This window comes from Paenibacillus sp. PsM32, from assembly GCF_030433815.1.
Taxonomy (GTDB): Bacteria; Bacillota; Bacilli; order Paenibacillales; family Paenibacillaceae; genus Saccharibacillus; species Saccharibacillus kyungheensis.
The window spans coordinates 314,793-334,348 of record NZ_JARUWY010000003.1 but is presented as its reverse complement, the minus strand read 5'-3'; the positions used below and the strand labels follow the sequence as shown (position 1 = coordinate 334,348).

The window sequence follows — 19,556 nt, the reverse complement described above, 5'->3', positions numbered from 1 at the left end:
GTAGTTTTTTTGTCATATATATACCAAATTGGTCAGTTGAACAATAAAATAAGCATTATTTTGGTGAACCTCATTATTCGCAATAGAGAATGAATACATTAAGATATGAGAATACCCGGAAGTTACCGGATAAAGGGGGTTTCAATATGAGTCAAAGTGAAGCAATAGATGATTACTCATTATCCCGTGTGCCCCAGGATCAACGCCAATCTATGTTTAGCATTTTGTTGGTTCGGATCGGAGCACTCACATGTATCTCACAATTTCTGCTTGGAGCGGCATTAGGTTATGGAATGACGTTATGGGATGCTTTTTTAGCAACGATGTTCGGTAGCATTATTTTGCAAGTGGTTGCTTGTGTTCTTGGAATTGCGGGTGCAAAAGAGGGCATGTCGACAAGCTTATTGGCACGATGGTCAGGGTTTGGACGTTATGGATCAAGCATTATTGGATTAGTATTTGCTATCTCTTTAACAGGTTGGTTTGGTGTACAGAATTCTGTTTTTGCAGAAGGAATAGACGCCGTTACCGGAGGTAAGCTTGGTTTTGTAATAGCTTCTATTATTACAGGATTAGCGACTACTTTACTCGTATATTTCGGGTTCAAATGGATTACATGGACTGCCAAAATTACAGTTCCTCTTTTTCTAATTGTTATGGGGATTGGAGTATATCAAGTACTCAAAAATCATTCATTAGCTACATTAGCAACGATGGAACCTCCCGGTCCTTTATTAACAATTGGAGCAGCGACCACGATGGTAGCAGGTGGATTTATTGTTGGATGTGTAACCACACCTGATATGACGAGATTTGCTAAATCCACTAAAGATGTAATCTGGATTACGGTGATAGGTACATTTTTGGGCGAACTAGGAGTCAATCTGATTGCCGTATTAATGGCACATGCTATCGGAAGTTCAGATGTGATGGCAATTGTTATGCAATTAACTGGTCTGATGGGTGGAGCGATTGTTGCTTTTGCTACAATCAAAATTAATGATATTAATTTATACTCTTCATCGCTCGGAATCACCAATTTTTTAAGTACTATTTTCAAAGTACAAATGAATCGCGGTGTGCTTACATTGATCTTAGGGGTGATAGGTACCGTTCTTTCAATTATGGGTATCTTGGATAAATTTATTACGTTTCTGACTATTTTAGGCGTGGCTATTCCACCGATTGCAGGGATTATGGCGATTGATTATTTTATACTCAAACGTTATCGCAGTGAATTGGATGCTAGTCGTGCAAAAGGTACATTGCCAGAATATTGCGAAAAGATTAATTGGATAGCTATTTTTGCATGGATCATTGGATTTGCCTCAGGTCTATTGATTACCTGGGGTGTACAAGCATTAACTTCTATTATAGTGAGCTCTCTATTTTATTATATAGGAATGAAAGTTATGGTTCCCCAAAAGGTGATCAATTTTAGCAAAAGCGAGTAATCCGTATATAACATCTAAGGAGGTTTTACTGCATATGAGATGGATAGATGAAGAAGATATAGAAGATTTGGCTATTGGAGCAGCGTTACTGGGAACTGGTGGTGGGGGTGATCCTTATCTGGGCAAGTTAATGGTTCAGAAATGTATTCGTGACAATGGTCCGATTCAGATGATAGATGTTACAGAGGTTCCTGATGAAGCATGGGTGATTCCAACCGCTATGATGGGTGCTCCAACAATCATGATGGAAAAGATTCCGAATGGAGACGAAGCGCTCAAGTCAATGCGTATGTTAGAAAAACAAACAGGGATTAGCGCTTATGCCACAATGCCTATTGAATGTGGAGGATTAAATTCAACAGTTCCATTTGTAGTGGCATCCAAAGCAGGCATTCCTTTAGTGGATGGAGATGGTATGGGACGTGCTTTTCCTGAATTGCAAATGGAAACATTCCATATCTATGGTATTAGTGGTACCCCGATGGTATTACACAATGAACGTGGTGATCGGGTACTGTTAGAGACGTTAGATAATTATATGTTAGAACATATTTCGCGTGGTATTGCTGTACGTATGGGTGGTGCAGCCCATGTAGCTGAATATATGATGACAGGAGCAGATGTCAAAAGAACAGCTATTCATGGCACGATGACTTTATGTATGGCACTTGGTCAATCTATTCGTCATGCTCAAAAAACCAAACGTAATCCTATAGAAGCGATTCAAGAAGTAACACGTAATTCGATCTATGGAGAAGCAATCGTTGTATTTCGCGGTAAAGTGACAGATATTGAACGTCAATCTACGGATGGATTTGTACGGGGTAAAGCATTAGTTACGGGTTTGGGAGAATATGAAGGAAAAGAGTTAAAAGTAGATTTTCAAAATGAGAATTTATTTGCAACAGTAGATGGTCAAGCTATAGCAATGGTTCCTGACTTAATTACGTTCCTGGATCAAGAAACAGGAATGCCTATCACCACTGAAAGTATTAAATATGGCTTTCGGGTGATCTGCCTAGCCATCCCGACACCGGATATTATGCGTACTCCTGAAGCATTAGAAGTATGGGGTCCCCGTTACTTTGGTTATGATACCGATTATGAACCCGTTGAGATCATTCAACAGAGACGAGGTACACAACATGTATAAAATTGGGATTGATGTTGGGGGTACCAATACAGATGCTGTTATTTTGGATGAACATCATCAGGTAATTGCAAAAGTAAAAGTACCTACCAGTTCAGATGTAGAATCAGGAATCTATGAAGCGTTAGAACGTATATTACAAGAAACTGATATTCCGGCTAGTCGAATATCTTCTGTTATGCTAGGGACGACTCATGCAACCAACGCGATTATCGAACGCAATCGTTTAGCCAAAATCGCTTGTGTACGTATTTGCTTGCCTGCTGGAACATCTGTCGAACCGATGTTCACATGGGATCAATCGTTACGAGACGCCGCTGGAGACACGTACTATTATATTCATGGTGGTTGTGAGTCTAATGGTCGTCCGTTGGCTCAGACCACATTGGATCGTGCTGAGTGTGAGCAAGTACTGTATGATATTCAAGCTAAAGGGATTGAGTCAATTGCGGTGACTTCGATCTTTTCACCCGTATTGTCTGGATATGAAAAGCAATTTGCAGAATGGGCTTATGAAATATTAGGTGCTAATTTTCCAGTTACTTTATCTTCTGAGATCGGTAGTCTAGGATTGTTAGAGCGTGAAAATTCAGCTGCATTGAATGCGGCATTAGTACAAGTAGCTTCTGCGGTATCCAATGGTTTAGAAATGGCGTTAAAACGTTATGGGATAGAAGCACAAATCTTTTTTGCTCAAAATGACGGTACATTGATGACGTTAGAATATGCTAAAAAGTATCCTATTTTAACGATTGGTTCCGGCCCAACCAATAGTATTCGCGGAGCAGCAGAATTAAGTGGATTAAAAGAGTGTATTATTTGTGATATTGGAGGTACGACTACAGACATCGGTATATTAGTTAATGGATTCCCGCGCGAATCAAGTGTAGCGGTGTCTATAGGTGGAGTACGAACGAACTTTCGAATGCCTGATATTATTTCAATTGGTATTGGAGGAGGAAGTATTGTTCGTCAGACTAAAAATGGTATTACTGTAGGACCAGATAGTGTGGGTTATCATATTGTGCGTGAAAGTATCGCTTTTGGTGGGAATACGTTAACTGCAACAGATTGTTTGCTAGCTTCAGGAAAGGCAAAGATAGACCATCCTGATTGTGATCGTACTCGGTTAGCCCAGATCCCTGAGCAAGTATGGCAACAGGCGATAGATATCATTAATAGTAAAATTCAGATTGCGGTTGACCAGATCAAAACAAGTGCGCATGATATGCCTGTTGTTCTAGTGGGTGGTGGAGCTATTCTGATCCCTGGAGAAATGGATGGAGCTTCTGAAGTGATTCGTCCTGAACATTCCGGTTGTGCCAATGCGCTTGGAGCGGCAATAGCGCAAGTCAGTGGTGATATTGATAAAATGTTTTCTATGGCAGGACGTCATCGTCAAGATGTGCTAGAAGAAGCCAAGCAAGAAGCTATTCAAAAAGCGATTATAGCGGGGGCTGATCCAGCTACTGTAGAATTAATTGATTTGGAAGAATTACCTATGGCGTATGTAACTTCAGAGTTTGTACGAATCAAAGCCAAAGCAGCAGGTCAAATGAAAAAAATGATAAACACTTTGTAAACTGAATGATCGAATCAGATTGAATCAGTATCATTCATATTTCTATATTTTATTAACATAATATTAGTTATGTAAACTATAGAAAGTAATCTAAAACTATCACTGTTGAACATTAAATGTCTATCTATATTAAGCATATGTATTTGCATCACATTCTACAAAGAAAAGAGAGACTTTCTTTTAAAAGAAAGTCTCTCTTTATTTATATTTTTCGAAAAGAAAAGTCTTAGAATCCTTCACGCAAGAATGTAGTTGCTAATTTGATAGCACCTTTTTTAGCATTAGTATCTGCTAATACATTCAGCATAACAAAGTCATGGATAATTCCCTGGAAACGAACAGCTGTAACTGGCACGCCAGCTTCACGCAATTTATTAGCGTAAGCTTCGCCTTCATCACGCAGTACATCAGCTTCACCTGTGATTACCAATGCTTCTGGTAGACCACTCAATTGTTCTGTTGTTGCACGAAGAGGGGAGGCTGTAATTTGAGCACGTTCGTTAGGATCTGTAGTGTATTGATCCCAGAACCATTTCATACCATCGCGCTGCAAGAAGTAACCTTCTGCAAATTGTTGATACGATTCAGTGTCAAAAGAAGCATCTGTTACCGGGTAGAATAACAATTGTTTTTGGATAGTAGGGCCGCTGCGTTCTTTAGACATTAATGTAATCGCCGCAGTCATATTACCACCAACACTATCGCCACCTACATATAGTTTGGACGCATCCAGACCTTTAGTCGAACCTTCTTTAGCAATCCATTCCACAACAGCATAGATTTCTTCAATCGCTGTAGGGTATTTATGCTCAGGAGAAAGGCTATAATTAACGAATACAACAGCTAATTCAGCACCTGTTGCCAGTTCACGACTTAGACGATCATGAGTATGAGAATTACCGAATACCCAACCTGCACCATGAATATAGACTAAGACAGGCAACGTTTCAGGAGCATTTTTAGGACGTAAAATACGAACCGATACTTCTCCAGATGGCCCGCCTGCAATAGATAGTTCTTCAATATCTACTTCTGGTTTGTATACTTCTCCAGATTGCACTTCATCTACTGTTTCGCGACCTTTTTCTGGACCCAAGTCAGGTAGAAATGGAGGCTTAGAATTGTCATCTGCAAATTTTTGAGCAGCAGGTTCAAGATAAACTTTTTTGAATTCGGTCATCGTAGAATCTCCTTTTTATAAATAAGTATTTTGTTTAAAATCGTATCTAAATTAATTTTGCAAAATAAAATTTTACGCTGTTTGTTTCTATATAAGTTATACTCTATTTTACCCGTTTTGAAACGTTCAAACGCTATTATCTGCACTTTTCTGTATTTTTATTTCCGATAGAGAAATAACAACACCGTTATTAGGCTGTTGTATAATAGAAGAAAGCAAGCTTGTATAGGAAAGGATGACTTTGGTCTGATGGCTAATTATTACGACTCTGAAGAAGAGGATTTTATATATCATGAAGAGATTGAAGCTTTTACCGATTGGATGAAAGATGCAGGTTACACCCGTTATACACAGAAGTCTTATTTGAGCGATGTGTACGAATTTCTCCATTCTCATGCTATTCGGAATAAACCGCTGGATGAGATGAAAAAAAGACATGTACTTTCTTTTCTCAGTAGTGCACGTACACGTGGGGTAAGTGATTCTACAAGAAACCGTAAGCATGCCGCAGTTAGTTGCTTTTTCAAAGCATTAATAGAACTTGAAATGGCTGAACATAACCCTGCATTTGGGATCAAAAAAGCTAAAACAGAACATAACAAAGCTCCAGTTTACTTGGATGAGAGCAAGATTACTGAGTTTATGCAGTCCGTAGAAGGGAAATATCGGACTCGGAATTTGACCATCTTTTTGTTTATGGCTTATATGGGATTACGGGTAGGCGAAGTGCATGGTCTGAATCTTAACGATTACAATCCTGAACGGGGAACTTTGCAAGTATTGGGAAAAGGGCGTAAATGGCGTACGTTACCTGTTCCAAATGCAGTAGCTACTATCCTCAAGCAAGCGATCGAAGAACGATTAGCCCCATGGAGAGATGGAGAGACTGCTCTATTTATTTCGCAAAAAGGGACACGATTATCGATTCGCAATATTCAGCAGATCGCTACTGATACATTTGATCGTTTTCAAAGTCATATCGAACCTGAACAACGGCTTCCGTATTCCAGTCATAAATTACGACATTCCTTTGCCACTATGTTGTTGCGTCAAGGTACCGACTTGCGCACTGTGCAAGAATTGCTAGGTCACTCTTCGATCCAGACGACGACTATCTATACGCATGTTAGTAATCGAGAGAAAGAAGAAGCGATCTCCAAATTAGATGTACAGCTTCCTTTCGAAATGAAATAAAATAAGGATAGATCGATTACAGTTACTGTCGATCTATCCTTATTTTTTGTACATATATTTCAACCTGATAAGATCATACATTATAGCTATTCTCATTCATCGTATAGATAGCCAAATCCCATTATACTCTATCACGCAAGACCAATTGAGGAATTATACGAATATAAATCAGTTCACCAACCAGCTCCACCATCGTCTGAGTCACAATAATAGCAGCCACTATAGTGCTCCATTGATCCGGCAAAGATAAAGCAAGCGGAAGAACGACCAAAGAATTACGTGTGCCTGCACTAAAAATAACAGCTCGTCCGGAGACAATATCTAACTGAAACCATCTCACAATCCATTTTGTTATCCAGGGCATCAGACATAGAAAAGCGATATAGATCGGAATCACATAAATAATAATATGACCATACATCGATAACTTACTTATTTGAGACGATACTATTATAAATAGAGTGAGCGCCATAAATGGAACAGGTATCCATGCTGATCCTTCTACTAACCATTGACCACGTGAAGCTACCTTTCTCGCCAACAGTTGAATACCGATCGCGAGGATAAGTGGCAATACGATAATCATAAGAAAAGATTCAATAAAAGGAGCAGGATTCACTATGTCGGCTACTTGCTTCCCCATAAATAGCCACAAATACAATGGTAATAACATCATTTGAGTTATAAAAAGAATAGGGGTTGCTAGTAAGATTGCTTTTTCATTTCCACGTCCTAGATGTGCAAACACAATAACATAATCAATACATGGCGTGAGGAGCACTAGATATACTCCTAATAATATAGGCGCTTGCTGTGGCAATAACTGAGATAATCCCCAGACGACAATCGGTACAGCAATATAATTAGCGACTAACAAAGCCATTATAAAACGTCGATTACCAAAAGACTGCTTTAGCTGTAAAAAAGGGATTTGGGTAAACATACCAAACATTAAGATAGCAATTACTATAGAAATTAGAATCTGATGATCTAATACTGATATTAGAGTAGGAGCGCTTAATCCTAATATAGCAGCTATACTTAACACAATAATATAAATCCAAATCTGATATTGCTCCAACTGTTCTCGTGTAATCATAGATTGCATAACTCCTTTACTATTCAATACTTTGATATATGAGGATGTTATTTGTATGTTAGATGGATCAATAGATCGTTTTTCATAGTTTATCATGAAAAAAGGATAAACTTTTTTCCAAATTGGAGCCAATGAAAGCTTTTATCTCATAATTTATTGATTATTCGTAAATAAATTTATTAATTCAACGCATCACAGTGTAGTATTATGTAGTTTTTTATAGGTGTCCTTTAATATTATAAAAAAATGTCATAATACCTCACAGTGAAAGGATTTTGTGTATGAATAGTAATAAAGAACAGACTTCTTTATTCAGACGTAAACCTATAGCAGAATCGGAAGAAAAAGGGCTTAAAAGAGTATTAGGTGCTCTTGATCTAACGACGCTCGGAGTTGGGGCTATTATTGGAACAGGGATTTTCGTATTAACAGGGGTGGCTGCTGCTAAGTATGCAGGTCCTGGATTGGTACTATCTTTCCTATTAGCAGGTATTATCTGTGCGTTTGCAGCATTATGTTATTCTGAATTTGCTTCAACTGTACCGGCTTCAGGAAGTGCGTATACATACAGTTATACAGCTTTCGGCGAAGTGATTGCTTGGATTCTAGGATGGGACTTGATTCTGGAATACGGCTTCGCGAGTGCGGCGGTAGCTAGTGGATGGTCTGGATACTTCCAGAGTCTACTATCAGGATTTGGATTAGAACTCCCACATGCGCTGACCAGTGCGTTTAGTCCGGAAAAAGGGACGTACTTTGATGTGATTGCTTCAGCGATCACACTGATTATCGCATTCTTGTTAACACGCGGAGTGAAAGAAGCAGCGCGTGCAAACGGAATTATGGTTGCTATCAAATTGATCGTTGTATTGATCTTTATTGGTGTAGGTGTATTTTATGTACAACCTGAGAACTGGCACCCATTCTTGCCTTTCGGTATGGCAGGCGTAACGACAGGGGCAGCAACAGTATTTTTTGCTTATATCGGATTTGATGCAGTATCTACAGCGGCAGAGGAAGTTAAGCGTCCACAACGTGACTTGCCGATCGGTATTATTGCTTCGTTAGCAATCTGTACTGTATTGTATATTATTGTTTCGTTAATTTTGACAGGGATTGTACCTTACCAAATGTTGAATGTTAGTGATCCTGTCGCATTTGCTTTTGAATTTGTGAACTTGAATGGTCTCGCTTGGATTGTGTCTCTCGGAGCGATTACAGGGATCACTACGGTATTGCTTGTTATGATGTATGGACAAAGTCGTCTATTGTACTCGATGTCTCGTGATGGACTATTGTCTCCAGTCTTTTCGAAAATTAGTGGCAAAGGGCAGACTCCAGCTAAAGGAACATGGATTGCAAGTATCATTATCGCTATCTTCGCTGGTTTTATCCCATTGGGGGATCTAGCTGAATTGACCAATATCGGTACATTGTTTGCTTTTGCTGTAGTAAGTCTAGGGATTATTGTGCTTCGTCGTAATCATCCTAATCTGAAAAAAGGATTCCGCGTGCCATTGGTTCCTTGGATTCCAATCATTAGTGCGCTAGGTTGTGTATACTTAATGACTCGCCTTGCACCATTGACCTGGATCGTATTCTTTATCTGGTTGTTTGTTGGATTATTGATTTACTTCGCGTATGGACGTAATCATAGTCTACTAAATCCAAACCGCAAAAATCGTTAATCTTATAACAGTATTGCAATTCTAAACAAAATCCTCTGAACTGTGGTTGATATCGCAGTTTGGAGGATTTTTTGCTTATATTGCAGGATATTGATCAACAGATAAGGCTAAAAAGTATTGAGATTATATCCAATATGCAATATATTGGTTTTATGAAAAACAATCTTATACAAAAAATAAGTCGACCGACGCTACGTGATCAAGTGTACGATACGCTCAAACAAGGCATTGTTACTTTAGAATTATTGCCCGAGCAGAAATTAAACGATACAGAATTAGCAGAGCAATTCGGGGTAAGCCGTACTCCCGTACGTGAAGCACTCAAACGATTGGAGGATGAAGGGTTAATCGAGTCTTTTCCAGGAGCTGTTACGCGGGTTGCTCCTTTATATGAACAATCAGCAGTACATGCTTTTACAGTGGCGGCAGTATTACATAGTTTGGCGGCACGCTTATCTATTCCTTACTTGGATACCTCACATTATGATATGCTAAAACAGTTCAATCAAGAGTTGATTACTGCTCTTCAACAGCAGAATGCTTCTGCTGCTATTCAAGCAGATGATCAATTTCATGATGTATTCGTACAACAAGCCCATAATCCCGAGATTATAGCTGCATTAAACCGGGTCATGCCAAAGATTAGACGATTAGAATACGCCAAATTCAGCAGTATTGATCATACGCATTCCCCCGAAGACCATCGATTGATTATAGAAGCTTGTGAAGCAAAAGACAGTCTATTAACTGCGGAACGAATAGAACAGAATTGGATGAGTCTGGGTAACTGGTTAGCTTCTGCGGCTGATCATACCCAATCTGCTACCGATCAAGGTGAACGATGAAAGCTGTTCTGATTGGTGTCGCGGCTGCATTCTTTTTTGCTTTTACATTTGTACTGAATCGATCGATGGAAGTTAGTGGAGGAAGCTGGTTATGGAGTGCATCGCTTCGCTACTTTTTTATGATCCCTTTACTGGCTATACTGGTTATTCTACGTGGTAATTTACAATCGTTATGGCTTGAAATGAAGAAATCTCCTATCCAGTGGTTGATATGGAGTATTATCGGTTTTGGTTTATTTTATGCACCGCTATGTGCGGCGGCTATCTATTCACCAGGTTGGTTAACAGCAGCGGCTTTTGAAATGACGATTGTTGCGGGTATGATTATGTCGCCATTATTTCTATTTATCCGGTATACACCTGAAGGCCCGATCAAAGAACGGGGTAAGATACCGAGAGCAGGGATGTTAGCGGCTTTAATTATTTTGACAGGAATCGCATTAATGCAATGGGAGCAAATCAGACAACATACAGAAGGTGCTAGCTGGCAAGGCATTGTCCTTATCACTATTGCTGCTTTTGCTTATCCGTTAGGCAATCGTAAAATGATGGAAGTCTGTGATGGACGATTGGATGCTTTTCAGCGAACACTGGGAATGAGTATTGCTAGTCTTCCCGTATGGATCATTTTGGCTTGGATTGGTTATATGCACTCGGGACTGCCTTCTACTGCACAGACAGGACAGACATTTCTAGTAGCGCTATTCTCCGGCGTTGTAGCTACCGTGTTGTTCTTCGGGGCTACCGATCAAGTAAGACACCATCCTGCTCGTCTAGCGACTGTAGAAGCAACCCAAGCGTTAGAAGTCGTATTTACTTTACTGGGAGAATGGTTGCTTCTGGGTGTAATGCTATCCTCTATAGGAATGTGGATAGGATTGATACTGGTGATCGGTGGCATGGGCGTTAACGCATGGTTATCGATTCGTGAACCAGGTATCACTCGTAAGCAAAAATCCAATCATTCGGTGATGTAATGTTTTTAAGAATATAATCTACAATTCGGTCATGATCAGATTATTGTCATTGATCATTATGCGAATAATTGAGCGATATTAAAGGAGTTTATTATGCGATTTGATATTCAATTTTTATCTTTTTTTGTACTTCAAGTTGAAGGCAAAGAAGGGCAGACGAACAAAAACTATAAACATTATCAGACATTAGATGAAGATGAGTATGAAGAAAGTGAAATTAAAAAGTTTCTTCATGCTGAATTTACTCGTACCGCTAAGCGCAAAGTAGAAAAAAATCCAGGCACAGAACAACCACCTACCAAAATAGGTACATTTTTAGTAGAACCGGGACATGAATTGACCAGCAATCCCAACTTCAATTTATTTACTCGTCTTAGAGCTGTTGATAACAAAGAAGATTTCAAAAATGCTTGCGACGATCTGGTACGTAGCTATCTGGAAACAAGCTCTGTACGTGGAGGAGCATTGATTATTACACAAGCAAAGCTGGATACCCATTTTGACGATCCATTTATTTTTGTAATGAAATGTGATTTTGAGCAGCGAATTGCACGTATCTCTGATGAACGTAGTCTGATTAGCGAAGTGGAAATGGCGATCAGTGCTCGGAATATGAAATCGATCCAATACCCTCATATGCCAGAAGAAGGCATGATTGAAGAATGGGAGCTCAAAATTCATCAATCGTCCCATGCGCGGTACTTTGAAGACTTTTTGAAATATATTACGTATGAGCAATCGATTCCTGAGATTGTAAATGAACGTGTGATGGATTATGTACAGACTTATGTAGAAGAAAAGTGGCCGGATGCGACTAACCTGGAACGTCAGCAAGAAGAGCATGATCTAGAACTATGGGCAGCCAGTGAAAAGCGAGATATTCAAGAAAAATGGGAACCTCAACATGTGATCGAAGCGGCAGAGCGCATCGTAGAGATCAAGCCAGAGATTGAGATCAAAATGAAGCTAGGCGATACCAGTATTCGTGGACTACTAGCTGATTACGGATACCGACTGCACATTGCCAAATTAGGTGACCATTATGCAATGGTGATTGAAGGCGATGCGTTTACCTTTGATAAAGGATTCTCCCCGGTCGAACTGTTACAGCCGGAGCCTTTTGAAGTGGTCGCTAGACGATTAGTAGATCGCGCCAATGAAGTACCTGAACGTGATGACGATATTCCTTATTGATCAGATAACAGCGAAATTTGATGTATACAATCAAAAAAAGTGGATTCAGGGTTTTACACCTAAATCCACTTTTTTTATACTGAGAAGTCATTCTATAGATATAGATGAATTAGAGATTTGTCATATGAATAGAAGATAGTCTATAGTTATCTATATACGACTTAAATATCTAGCTGTGCAATCTGATCTTTCAGTTTTTTCGCAGAATCACGTAGTAATTGTTCTTCATGCTCATTCATAGGAATCGGTAGTTTTGCCTGAATACCATCTCGACCGACAATTGCAGGTACACCGAGATATACATCAGAGATTCCATGATAATCTTCAAGCAGAGAAGATACATTCAATACAGCGTGTTCATTTTGCAAAATAGCGGCTACAATGCGGTCTAGTGCGAGTGCTATTGCATACGATGTAGAGCCTTTAGCATTGATAATTTCGTAAGCGGCATTTTTCGTATTTTCAAAAATTTCGTTCTGTTTGTCTTCTTCAAAATCCAGTGGAGCTCCTGCAATATTAGACAGACTCCATACCGGCAACTCGGAATCACCATGTTCACCAATAATATGAGCATGAATACTACGAGGATCAATGCCTTTTTCTTTACCAATTAAATAACGGAAGCGTGCGCTATCGAGTAATGTACCGGAACCAATCACTCGATTAGATGGCCAGCCGCTTTTTTTCCAGGATACATAACTGAGTATATCTACTGGATTAGTAGCGATCAGTAGAATACCACTATTATTATATTTCGTAATATTCGAAATAATCTCTTCGAAGATGGCTGAGTTCCGATTTAACAAATCAATCCGGGTTTCGCCTGGACGTTGATTTGAACCGGCAGCGATAATGATAATATCTGCGTCTTTGCAATCCGAATAATCACCTGCCCATAGTTTGACGCCGCCGACAAATGGGAGTCCGTGGTTCATATCGAGTGCTTCGCCAAGAGCTTTGTTGTGATTCGCATCAATAAAGACGAGTTCAGACATTCTCTTGTGGAGTAGAAGGGTGTAAGCGGTTGTGGAGCCTACGGCTCCTGTGCCAATAACAACGACACGGTGGGGCTTGGATACAGATTCAGATACTGTCATTTTTTATCATCTCCTTAATTGATCTTTGTTACAGATTCGCTACTATTGTAACGGAAAGCGCGACCAATGTAAAAAGGATCACACATCAGTAAATGCACAAAGTCGCTGAAAACCCTGCTAAAACAGCGAAATCTGTAATCGCTTGTAACTTTTCTGTAAACAACCTATGTTCATTTTAGTTTACTCTTATAAGGGTCATGAATAATTGAAATACAATAGCTTTATGTAAGTGCGGAAGGAGCGAAGGAATGAAGTTAACTATGCGCAAAGCGCTTTTCATATGGATTACACTTGTGTTTGTACTTAGTGCTTGTCAATCTTCTACAAGTGATTACGATCCAGCAGCAGACAAAGCATCAACTCAAGAACTCAAAAAAATGCAAACTGAAGATCAGGGGCAGACACTTACCCTTAACCATACAGCAACATCCGATACGAAGCAGGGGGGCTCTTCTGTTGAAAGAGGATATAAGATTCAGACAAGACTGACAGACTTTCAACTACTAAGTGCTAGTGCAGGGCTTGCGTGGGGGGTAACCCGTAACGAATTACGTATATATGTTACACAGGATAGTGGAGACACATGGGATAATGTATCTCCTGCACAAACGGTCACGTTTTCAGAACCACCTACGTATGGCAAAGATATCTTTTTCCTGAATCAAAATAATGGCTGGGTGATTCGCAATGCGTCAGGTGTAGGAGAAACATTGATTCTGCATACTACTGATGGCGGGCAAAATTGGAACTTTGCTACATTAAATGATGAAGCTACTGTATTGGGCATTTATTTTATTGATAGTAGCAATGGTTGGGTAATGACTTCTTTGGATTCATCAAAAGATTCAGCAGATATGCAAGAGAAAGCATTATATACTACTACCGATGGTGGTAACACATGGAAAAAAATTATGCAAAACACAGGCGTATTTGTAACTGAAGGTTCAACCGCTCAAGCGATCCCGCAATTAGGTAAGCTGGTAGGAATGTCTTTTCGAGATCGTAACAATGGATTTGTAACTCTGGAACAACATGGTACACCTCATTTATATATTACAAGTAATGGGGGCAAAACCTGGAAAACAGGGCCAGACTTTGATAAAAATAAAAAATTGCCAGCTTGTCATTCTTTCACCACAGGCAAACCTCAATTTTTTGGTGATAGCAAAACAGCAGGCTGGATGAATATTGGTTGTGTGAAAGATAGCCAGACTAGCTATAACGGATACTTTACTCATGATGCAGGGAAGACATGGAACTTTGCTCCATTTGCTTTACAAGCGCAGACCGGAGTCAATCAATCGATGGGACCTACTTTTTTAAATGATAAAATCGGTTGGTCTGTAGTCAATGGCATCGTGTACCGTACAGCTAATCAAGGCAAAACGTGGAAAGCTTTACCTATCAATAACACATTGCAGAACACATTGAATAAATATCCTGAATTGGTTAAATTGCAATTTTTCTCTGCGGATGTAGGCTGGTTATTAGTTGCCAAAAATGAAGAACGACGTTCTTTATTAATGCAGACGACAGACGGTGGCAAAACATGGCATGTACTATAAAAAAATAACAGTAGGTAAGTAAAAAAGATCGATGACGTACACCAATATGGGGTTGCGTTATCGATCTTTTGTGTATCACAATAGCTTCTTTTTAGAACATTAAAAAATAATTTAAAATTCTTTGTTGATTGTGAAATAAATCACATTAATGTAGTTTTAAATCAGTTATGCTTGGGATGTAGAAAAAACAAGGAGATGATTAAGATGAGAAACAATACTAATGAAAATCTTACTAACTTTTACATGAACCTTTGCTACACTTGTCTAGATGCTAATGAATGTCGTGAAGAAGAAGCTTGCAAAGCATGTTGGGCAGATCAAGGTGTATTGGATGCCGCTAAAGATGATACTCAGGAGCTTTTACAAGCGTATTATGCATAATCGATCAGCAAGCTTATTTACAGGTCAGACTAGACATTCCAAAGGATTATATACCGGCACTTCATAAAGGAACACACTTCACAGATGGATAAGAAGTGTGTTCCTTTGTTGATTTTTAGACTACCAGATTACATATGAGCTAGACAGGTATGTTTCGTAATGCTCTTAATCGTTGAAATAAGCAGTATAGAACCATCGTACTTATAGACGAACTCCAAAGGGGATACATTATGAAATATGCTTCTAAAACAGTTATCGTAACCGGTGCAGCCAAAGGAATCGGTAAAGCCGTAGCCGAAAGTTATGCCGCAGAAGGAGCTACTGTATTTTTAACAGATACGTTAGAGCCAGAAGGTGCTTCAGCTGCCGCGACTATTCGTGAAAGTGGTGGACAGGCTCATTTTCTACCGTGTGATGTACGTCGTGAACAAGATGTAATCGATACGATTCAAGAAATTGTAAATACGACCGGACAGATAGATATAGTAATCAACAATGCTGGGGTATCCCGCTGGAAATCTCCTTATGAATTAAGTCTAGATGAGTGGGACGATGTGATGAATACCAATGTAAGAGCATGCTTTCTGGTATCACGTGAAGCGGCCAAAGTCATGCGTGATCATGAGGGTGGTTCGATCGTCAATATTTCCTCAACACGTGCTCATATGTCTGAGCCTCACTCTGAAGCTTATGCTGCTTCTAAAGGCGGTATTACAGCGATTACGCATGCTTTGTCTGTATCGCTAGGCCCTGATCATATTACTGTTAACGCGATTAGTCCTGGTTGGATCGAGACAGGCGATTATAGTGCTTTGAAAAAAGAAGATCATGAGCAACATCCTGCTGGACGTGTAGGTACACCTCAAGATGTTGCAAGAACCTGTTTATTTTTGACTGATCCAGAAAATTCTTTTATTACAGGTGCAGAATTAATTGTAGATGGTGGAATGACACGCAAAATGATCTATGTAGAGTAGAACATAGTATAATGCACATAACAAAAAGAGATGCGATATAGTCGCACCTCTTTTTTTTGTATATACATGCAATCTGTTGAATTTGTATCGTAGTGTATCTATTGGTAAGCATATATAAATTCAGCTTCAAATATAACTCAAGCTCAATTCCAATACAATGATCACATGCTATTAATTAGAAGTCACTAGGCGCTTACTCCATTTTTCTTTAAATAATGGCAATGTGCTTTCACCAAAAATCTGTGCTTCTTCTAAATGAGGATAGCTGGATAGAATAAAAGAAGTAATACCAATCTCTGCATATTCGATCAGACGATCTGAGACTTGATCTGGTGTACCGACAAACATCAAAGCTCCACCTGAACGAAGATTCGATAATCCTGCCCAAAGGTTAGGTCCAACTACAAAGTCATTTTGAGCGGCTGCATCGCGAATCTGATTTTGACGTGTCTGACCTGTAGCACCTGTCTGACTAAAGGAAGCTTTGGCACGTTCAATCGTTTCTGGATCGATATCTTTGATCAGATCACGTGCAGCTTGCCATGCTTCTTCTTCAGTATCACGAACCAGAACTTGAGCACGCATACCAATACGAAGAGGACGCACTTCGCCATGTTCTTGCGCATAGTCTGCTTGAGCTTGCTTGAGTTCTTCGACTTGCTCTCGAATCATTTCAAGAGGTTCGCCCCACATTAGAAATACGTCTGAATACGCTGCACCGACAGATTTTGCCATTGCAGAACTACCGCCGAAGTAGATCGGAAGTGTCGGCTTTTGAACAGTAGCTGGACGGCTTGTACCGCCTTTTAATTCATAGTATTCTCCTTTGAAATCCACTTTGTGATTGGATACAGAAGAATGATTATTACTGCCAAATTCTGTTGAAGAAAGACCGGCAGCTTGTTCCCACACACTTTTCATAATATGCACATATTCACGAGTACGGGCATATTTCTCATCATGAGCACGAGCAAGTGGATCGCCTAATTCTTCTAGATCATCAGGAGAACTGCCAGTTACGATATTAATACGTGCTCGTCCACCGGATAAGTTATCTAGCCCTGCTGCCATACGTGCGGCTAATACAGGAGCGATCAACCCCGGGCGAAGAGCCACAAGAGGTTTGAGGGTAGTCGTTGCACCGATAATCGCTGATCCAACTACCCATGAATCCAGACAAGCACCACCTGTAGGAATTAAAGCAAATTCAAATCCTGCTTTTTCAGCCGTCTGAGCAACATTTGTTAAATAGTCAAGAGTTGGAGGACGCTCCGATTCTTGTCCAAAACGTGTTCCATCTCCCATAGTAGGTAAAAACCAGCCAAATTCTACTTCATCCCGTTGAATATGATCAGATGTTGACATAGTAATATCTCCTTTAAAAAATCATCTATATTTTAAATATATCATTTGTCATGGCAATTAATAAACTAATCCGACAAGCATACTTGGTATAAATGATACTAGCATTTCCGTTATAGTGTGTCAAATCATTTTGGGTCATATTATATGTAAGTCTAGTGGTGAAAGAGTGTCGCTTGCGTTAAGATAGAAATCAAAGTATCCGGCAAAATGAGTAGCATTTTATCTATAGCATAATAAAGGAGATCTAACGATGAGTACTGATATCCAACAGCAAAATAAGTTAAGTATCGGAGAAGTAGCAGAACGTTCAGGATTGAGTGTGCATTCTCTTCGATTTTATGAACGAGAAGGGTTATTGCTATCTACACGCATTGCAAGAGATGAAGGCGGACGGAGACGTTATAGTGAAGTAGATGTAGAATGGTTATATATTTGTACACGACTGCGTGCGTCAGGTATGCCTATTGCTCAGATTCGTCGTTTTGCTGAGCTTGTACGTACAGGCCCTGGCAATGAGCATGAACGCTTGGATATTTTGAAAGAGCATCAACAGCGTGTGGTGAGTCAGATGGAACATTTAAATGACTGCTTGGAAGTCATTACACTTAAAACGAATGTGTATGAGAACTATTTGAATCGTAATGAACCAGAACAGACATGGGAAAATAAATCTTTGACTTCTACAAACACAGACAATGATAAATTATGTCAGTAATAGGCGTTACGAATCAAATGATATTTTCGAAAAAATCGTGCTTGACCTAGAGTGAACTCTAGATTGTACAGTAATAGTATTCCAATGAAAAGGAGAGAAATAATATGGAACATGCTTATACGCAAACACCACAACACAACATCAATTCTGGATTTGGACATGATAGTACAGCTAGTGAGGTATTACAAGGAATCGACCTTACAGGTAAATTAGCTCTAGTAACAGGTGGATATTCGGGTCTGGGACTTGAGACAACACGTGCGCTTGTACAAGCAGGTGCTCACGTTATCGTTCCCGCTCGTCGCCCTGATGTAGCACGCGAAGCTTTGAAAGGGTTAGAACATGTAGAAGTGGATGAGCTTGATCTGTCTGATCTGGATAGTGTACGTGCATTTGCAGGTCGCCTTGTTGAGAGTGGACGCAGTATTGATCTAGCTATTCTAAATGCAGGTGTAATGGCTTGCCCCGAGACTAGAGTAGGCCCGGGATGGGAATTACAATTTGCAACAAATCATTTGGGACACTTTACATTGATTAATTTGATCTGGTCTGCACTTACAGCAGGTGAAGGTGCAAGAGTCGTAGCGACTTCATCCGCAGGACATCATATTTCTCCAATCCGTTGGGACAATATTAACTTTGACGGGAATTACCAGAAATTCGAAGCGTATGGACAAGCGAAAACAGCTAATGCACTATTTGCAGTCGAATTGGATCGACGTGGTAGCGAGCAGGGAGTACGTGCTTTTTCTGTACATCCAGGCGGAATCTTAACACCATTACAACGTCATTTACCTAAAGAAGAAATGGTAGCTTTGAAATGGATCGATGAAGATGGAAATGCAATCAACTCTGCTTTCAAAACGCCAGAACAAGGCGCGGCGACTCAACTATGGGCAGCGACTTCTCCTCAGTTAGAAGGTAAAGGTGGCGCCTACTGTGAAGATTGTGATATTGCTGAACCGGCTGTCGAAGGTGTACCTTCTGTTGGTGTCAAAGAATATGCAGTTGATCCTGAACAAGCCAAACGTCTGTGGGACTTATCGGTTAAACTAACCGGAGCATCAATTTCATAAGATAAAATTAAACAAAA

General features: G+C 39.8%; 17 protein-coding genes. 13 read left to right on the top strand and 4 right to left on the bottom strand.

Annotation, left to right across the window (positions count from 1 at the left end):
• Positions 1-146 precede the first annotated feature (146 nt).
• The 3 genes from QCD85_RS09320 to QCD85_RS09310 are packed head-to-tail and all read left to right on the top strand — an operon-like array spanning position 147 to position 4,186.
• Positions 147-1,454, top strand: a complete 1,308-nt coding sequence (locus QCD85_RS09320) for a purine-cytosine permease family protein (protein ID WP_301262398.1) — start codon at positions 147-149, stop codon at positions 1,452-1,454.
• Between the two features lie 34 nt (positions 1,455-1,488).
• The gene (locus QCD85_RS09315; protein ID WP_301262397.1) at positions 1,489-2,607 is read left to right on the top strand and encodes a DUF917 domain-containing protein; all 1,119 of its coding nucleotides are present in this window, start codon (positions 1,489-1,491) and stop codon (positions 2,605-2,607) included.
• Entirely contained in the window at positions 2,600-4,186 is a 1,587-nt protein-coding gene (locus QCD85_RS09310) for a hydantoinase/oxoprolinase family protein (protein WP_301262396.1), read from the top strand. The genes QCD85_RS09315 and QCD85_RS09310 overlap by 8 nt, the downstream gene beginning before the upstream one ends.
• Positions 4,187-4,412: 226 nt before the next feature.
• Here QCD85_RS09310 and QCD85_RS09305 read toward each other — a convergent pair whose 3' ends face one another.
• Positions 4,413-5,366 (bottom strand): alpha/beta hydrolase, encoded by a 954-nt coding sequence (locus QCD85_RS09305; protein WP_274172825.1) that lies wholly within the window; start codon positions 5,364-5,366, stop codon positions 4,413-4,415.
• A gap of 249 nt (positions 5,367-5,615) precedes the next feature.
• Between QCD85_RS09305 and QCD85_RS09300 the strand changes: the two genes are divergently transcribed.
• A complete protein-coding gene (locus QCD85_RS09300) occupies positions 5,616-6,560 on the top strand; it encodes a tyrosine-type recombinase/integrase (protein ID WP_301262395.1) in 945 nt (314 codons plus the stop codon).
• 121 nt (positions 6,561-6,681) lie between these two features.
• Here QCD85_RS09300 and QCD85_RS09295 read toward each other — a convergent pair whose 3' ends face one another.
• The gene (locus tag QCD85_RS09295) at positions 6,682-7,659 is read right to left on the bottom strand and encodes an arsenic resistance protein (RefSeq protein WP_301262394.1); all 978 of its coding nucleotides are present in this window, start codon (positions 7,657-7,659) and stop codon (positions 6,682-6,684) included.
• A 281-nt stretch (positions 7,660-7,940) separates the two neighbouring features.
• Here QCD85_RS09295 and QCD85_RS09290 point away from each other — a divergent pair, with 281 nt between their 5' ends.
• The 4 genes from QCD85_RS09290 to QCD85_RS09275 all read left to right on the top strand — a co-directional run bounded on the left by QCD85_RS09290 (position 7,941) and on the right by QCD85_RS09275 (position 12,363).
• A complete protein-coding gene (locus tag QCD85_RS09290; protein WP_273612481.1) occupies positions 7,941-9,347 on the top strand; it encodes an amino acid permease in 1,407 nt (468 codons plus the stop codon).
• A 152-nt stretch (positions 9,348-9,499) separates the two neighbouring features.
• A complete protein-coding gene (locus QCD85_RS09285) occupies positions 9,500-10,192 on the top strand; it encodes a GntR family transcriptional regulator (RefSeq protein WP_301262499.1) in 693 nt (230 codons plus the stop codon).
• Positions 10,189-11,169 carry a DMT family transporter gene (locus tag QCD85_RS09280; protein WP_301262393.1) on the top strand — a complete coding sequence of 327 codons (981 nt, stop codon included), beginning with the start codon at positions 10,189-10,191 and terminating at the stop codon, positions 11,167-11,169. Before QCD85_RS09285 ends, QCD85_RS09280 begins: the two co-directional genes overlap by 4 nt.
• A 93-nt stretch (positions 11,170-11,262) precedes the next feature.
• Positions 11,263-12,363, top strand: a complete 1,101-nt coding sequence (locus tag QCD85_RS09275; RefSeq protein ID WP_301262392.1) for a DUF3900 domain-containing protein — start codon at positions 11,263-11,265, stop codon at positions 12,361-12,363.
• A 161-nt stretch (positions 12,364-12,524) separates the two neighbouring features.
• On the opposite strand, the gene QCD85_RS09270 is transcribed toward QCD85_RS09275, so the two are convergent.
• Positions 12,525-13,460 carry an L-lactate dehydrogenase gene (locus QCD85_RS09270; RefSeq protein WP_273612478.1) on the bottom strand — a complete coding sequence of 312 codons (936 nt, stop codon included), beginning with the start codon at positions 13,458-13,460 and terminating at the stop codon, positions 12,525-12,527.
• 248 nt (positions 13,461-13,708) lie between these two features.
• On the opposite strand from QCD85_RS09270, the gene QCD85_RS09265 reads away from it, so the two are divergent.
• From QCD85_RS09265 to QCD85_RS09255, 3 genes are all read left to right on the top strand, one after another.
• Positions 13,709-15,025 carry a WD40/YVTN/BNR-like repeat-containing protein gene (locus QCD85_RS09265; protein WP_301262391.1) on the top strand — a complete coding sequence of 439 codons (1,317 nt, stop codon included), beginning with the start codon at positions 13,709-13,711 and terminating at the stop codon, positions 15,023-15,025.
• Between the two features lie 204 nt (positions 15,026-15,229).
• Positions 15,230-15,406: a hypothetical protein gene (locus tag QCD85_RS09260; protein ID WP_273612476.1), complete on the top strand. Its 177-nt coding sequence runs from the start codon at positions 15,230-15,232 to the stop codon at positions 15,404-15,406.
• 230 nt (positions 15,407-15,636) lie between these two features.
• Positions 15,637-16,383, top strand: coding sequence for an SDR family NAD(P)-dependent oxidoreductase (locus QCD85_RS09255; protein WP_273612475.1), 747 nt, complete (start codon positions 15,637-15,639; stop codon positions 16,381-16,383).
• Between the two features lie 171 nt (positions 16,384-16,554).
• Here QCD85_RS09255 and QCD85_RS09250 read toward each other — a convergent pair whose 3' ends face one another.
• The gene (locus QCD85_RS09250) at positions 16,555-17,748 is read right to left on the bottom strand and encodes an LLM class flavin-dependent oxidoreductase (RefSeq protein ID WP_273612474.1); all 1,194 of its coding nucleotides are present in this window, start codon (positions 17,746-17,748) and stop codon (positions 16,555-16,557) included.
• Positions 17,749-17,998: 250 nt separating this feature from the next.
• Here QCD85_RS09250 and QCD85_RS09245 point away from each other — a divergent pair, with 250 nt between their 5' ends.
• Together QCD85_RS09245 and QCD85_RS09240 are read left to right on the top strand one after the other, a co-directional pair.
• Positions 17,999-18,463, top strand: coding sequence for a MerR family transcriptional regulator (locus QCD85_RS09245; RefSeq protein ID WP_273612473.1), 465 nt, complete (start codon positions 17,999-18,001; stop codon positions 18,461-18,463).
• Between the two features lie 104 nt (positions 18,464-18,567).
• Positions 18,568-19,539, top strand: coding sequence for an SDR family NAD(P)-dependent oxidoreductase (locus QCD85_RS09240; RefSeq protein WP_274172832.1), 972 nt, complete (start codon positions 18,568-18,570; stop codon positions 19,537-19,539).
• Positions 19,540-19,556 lie beyond the last annotated feature (17 nt).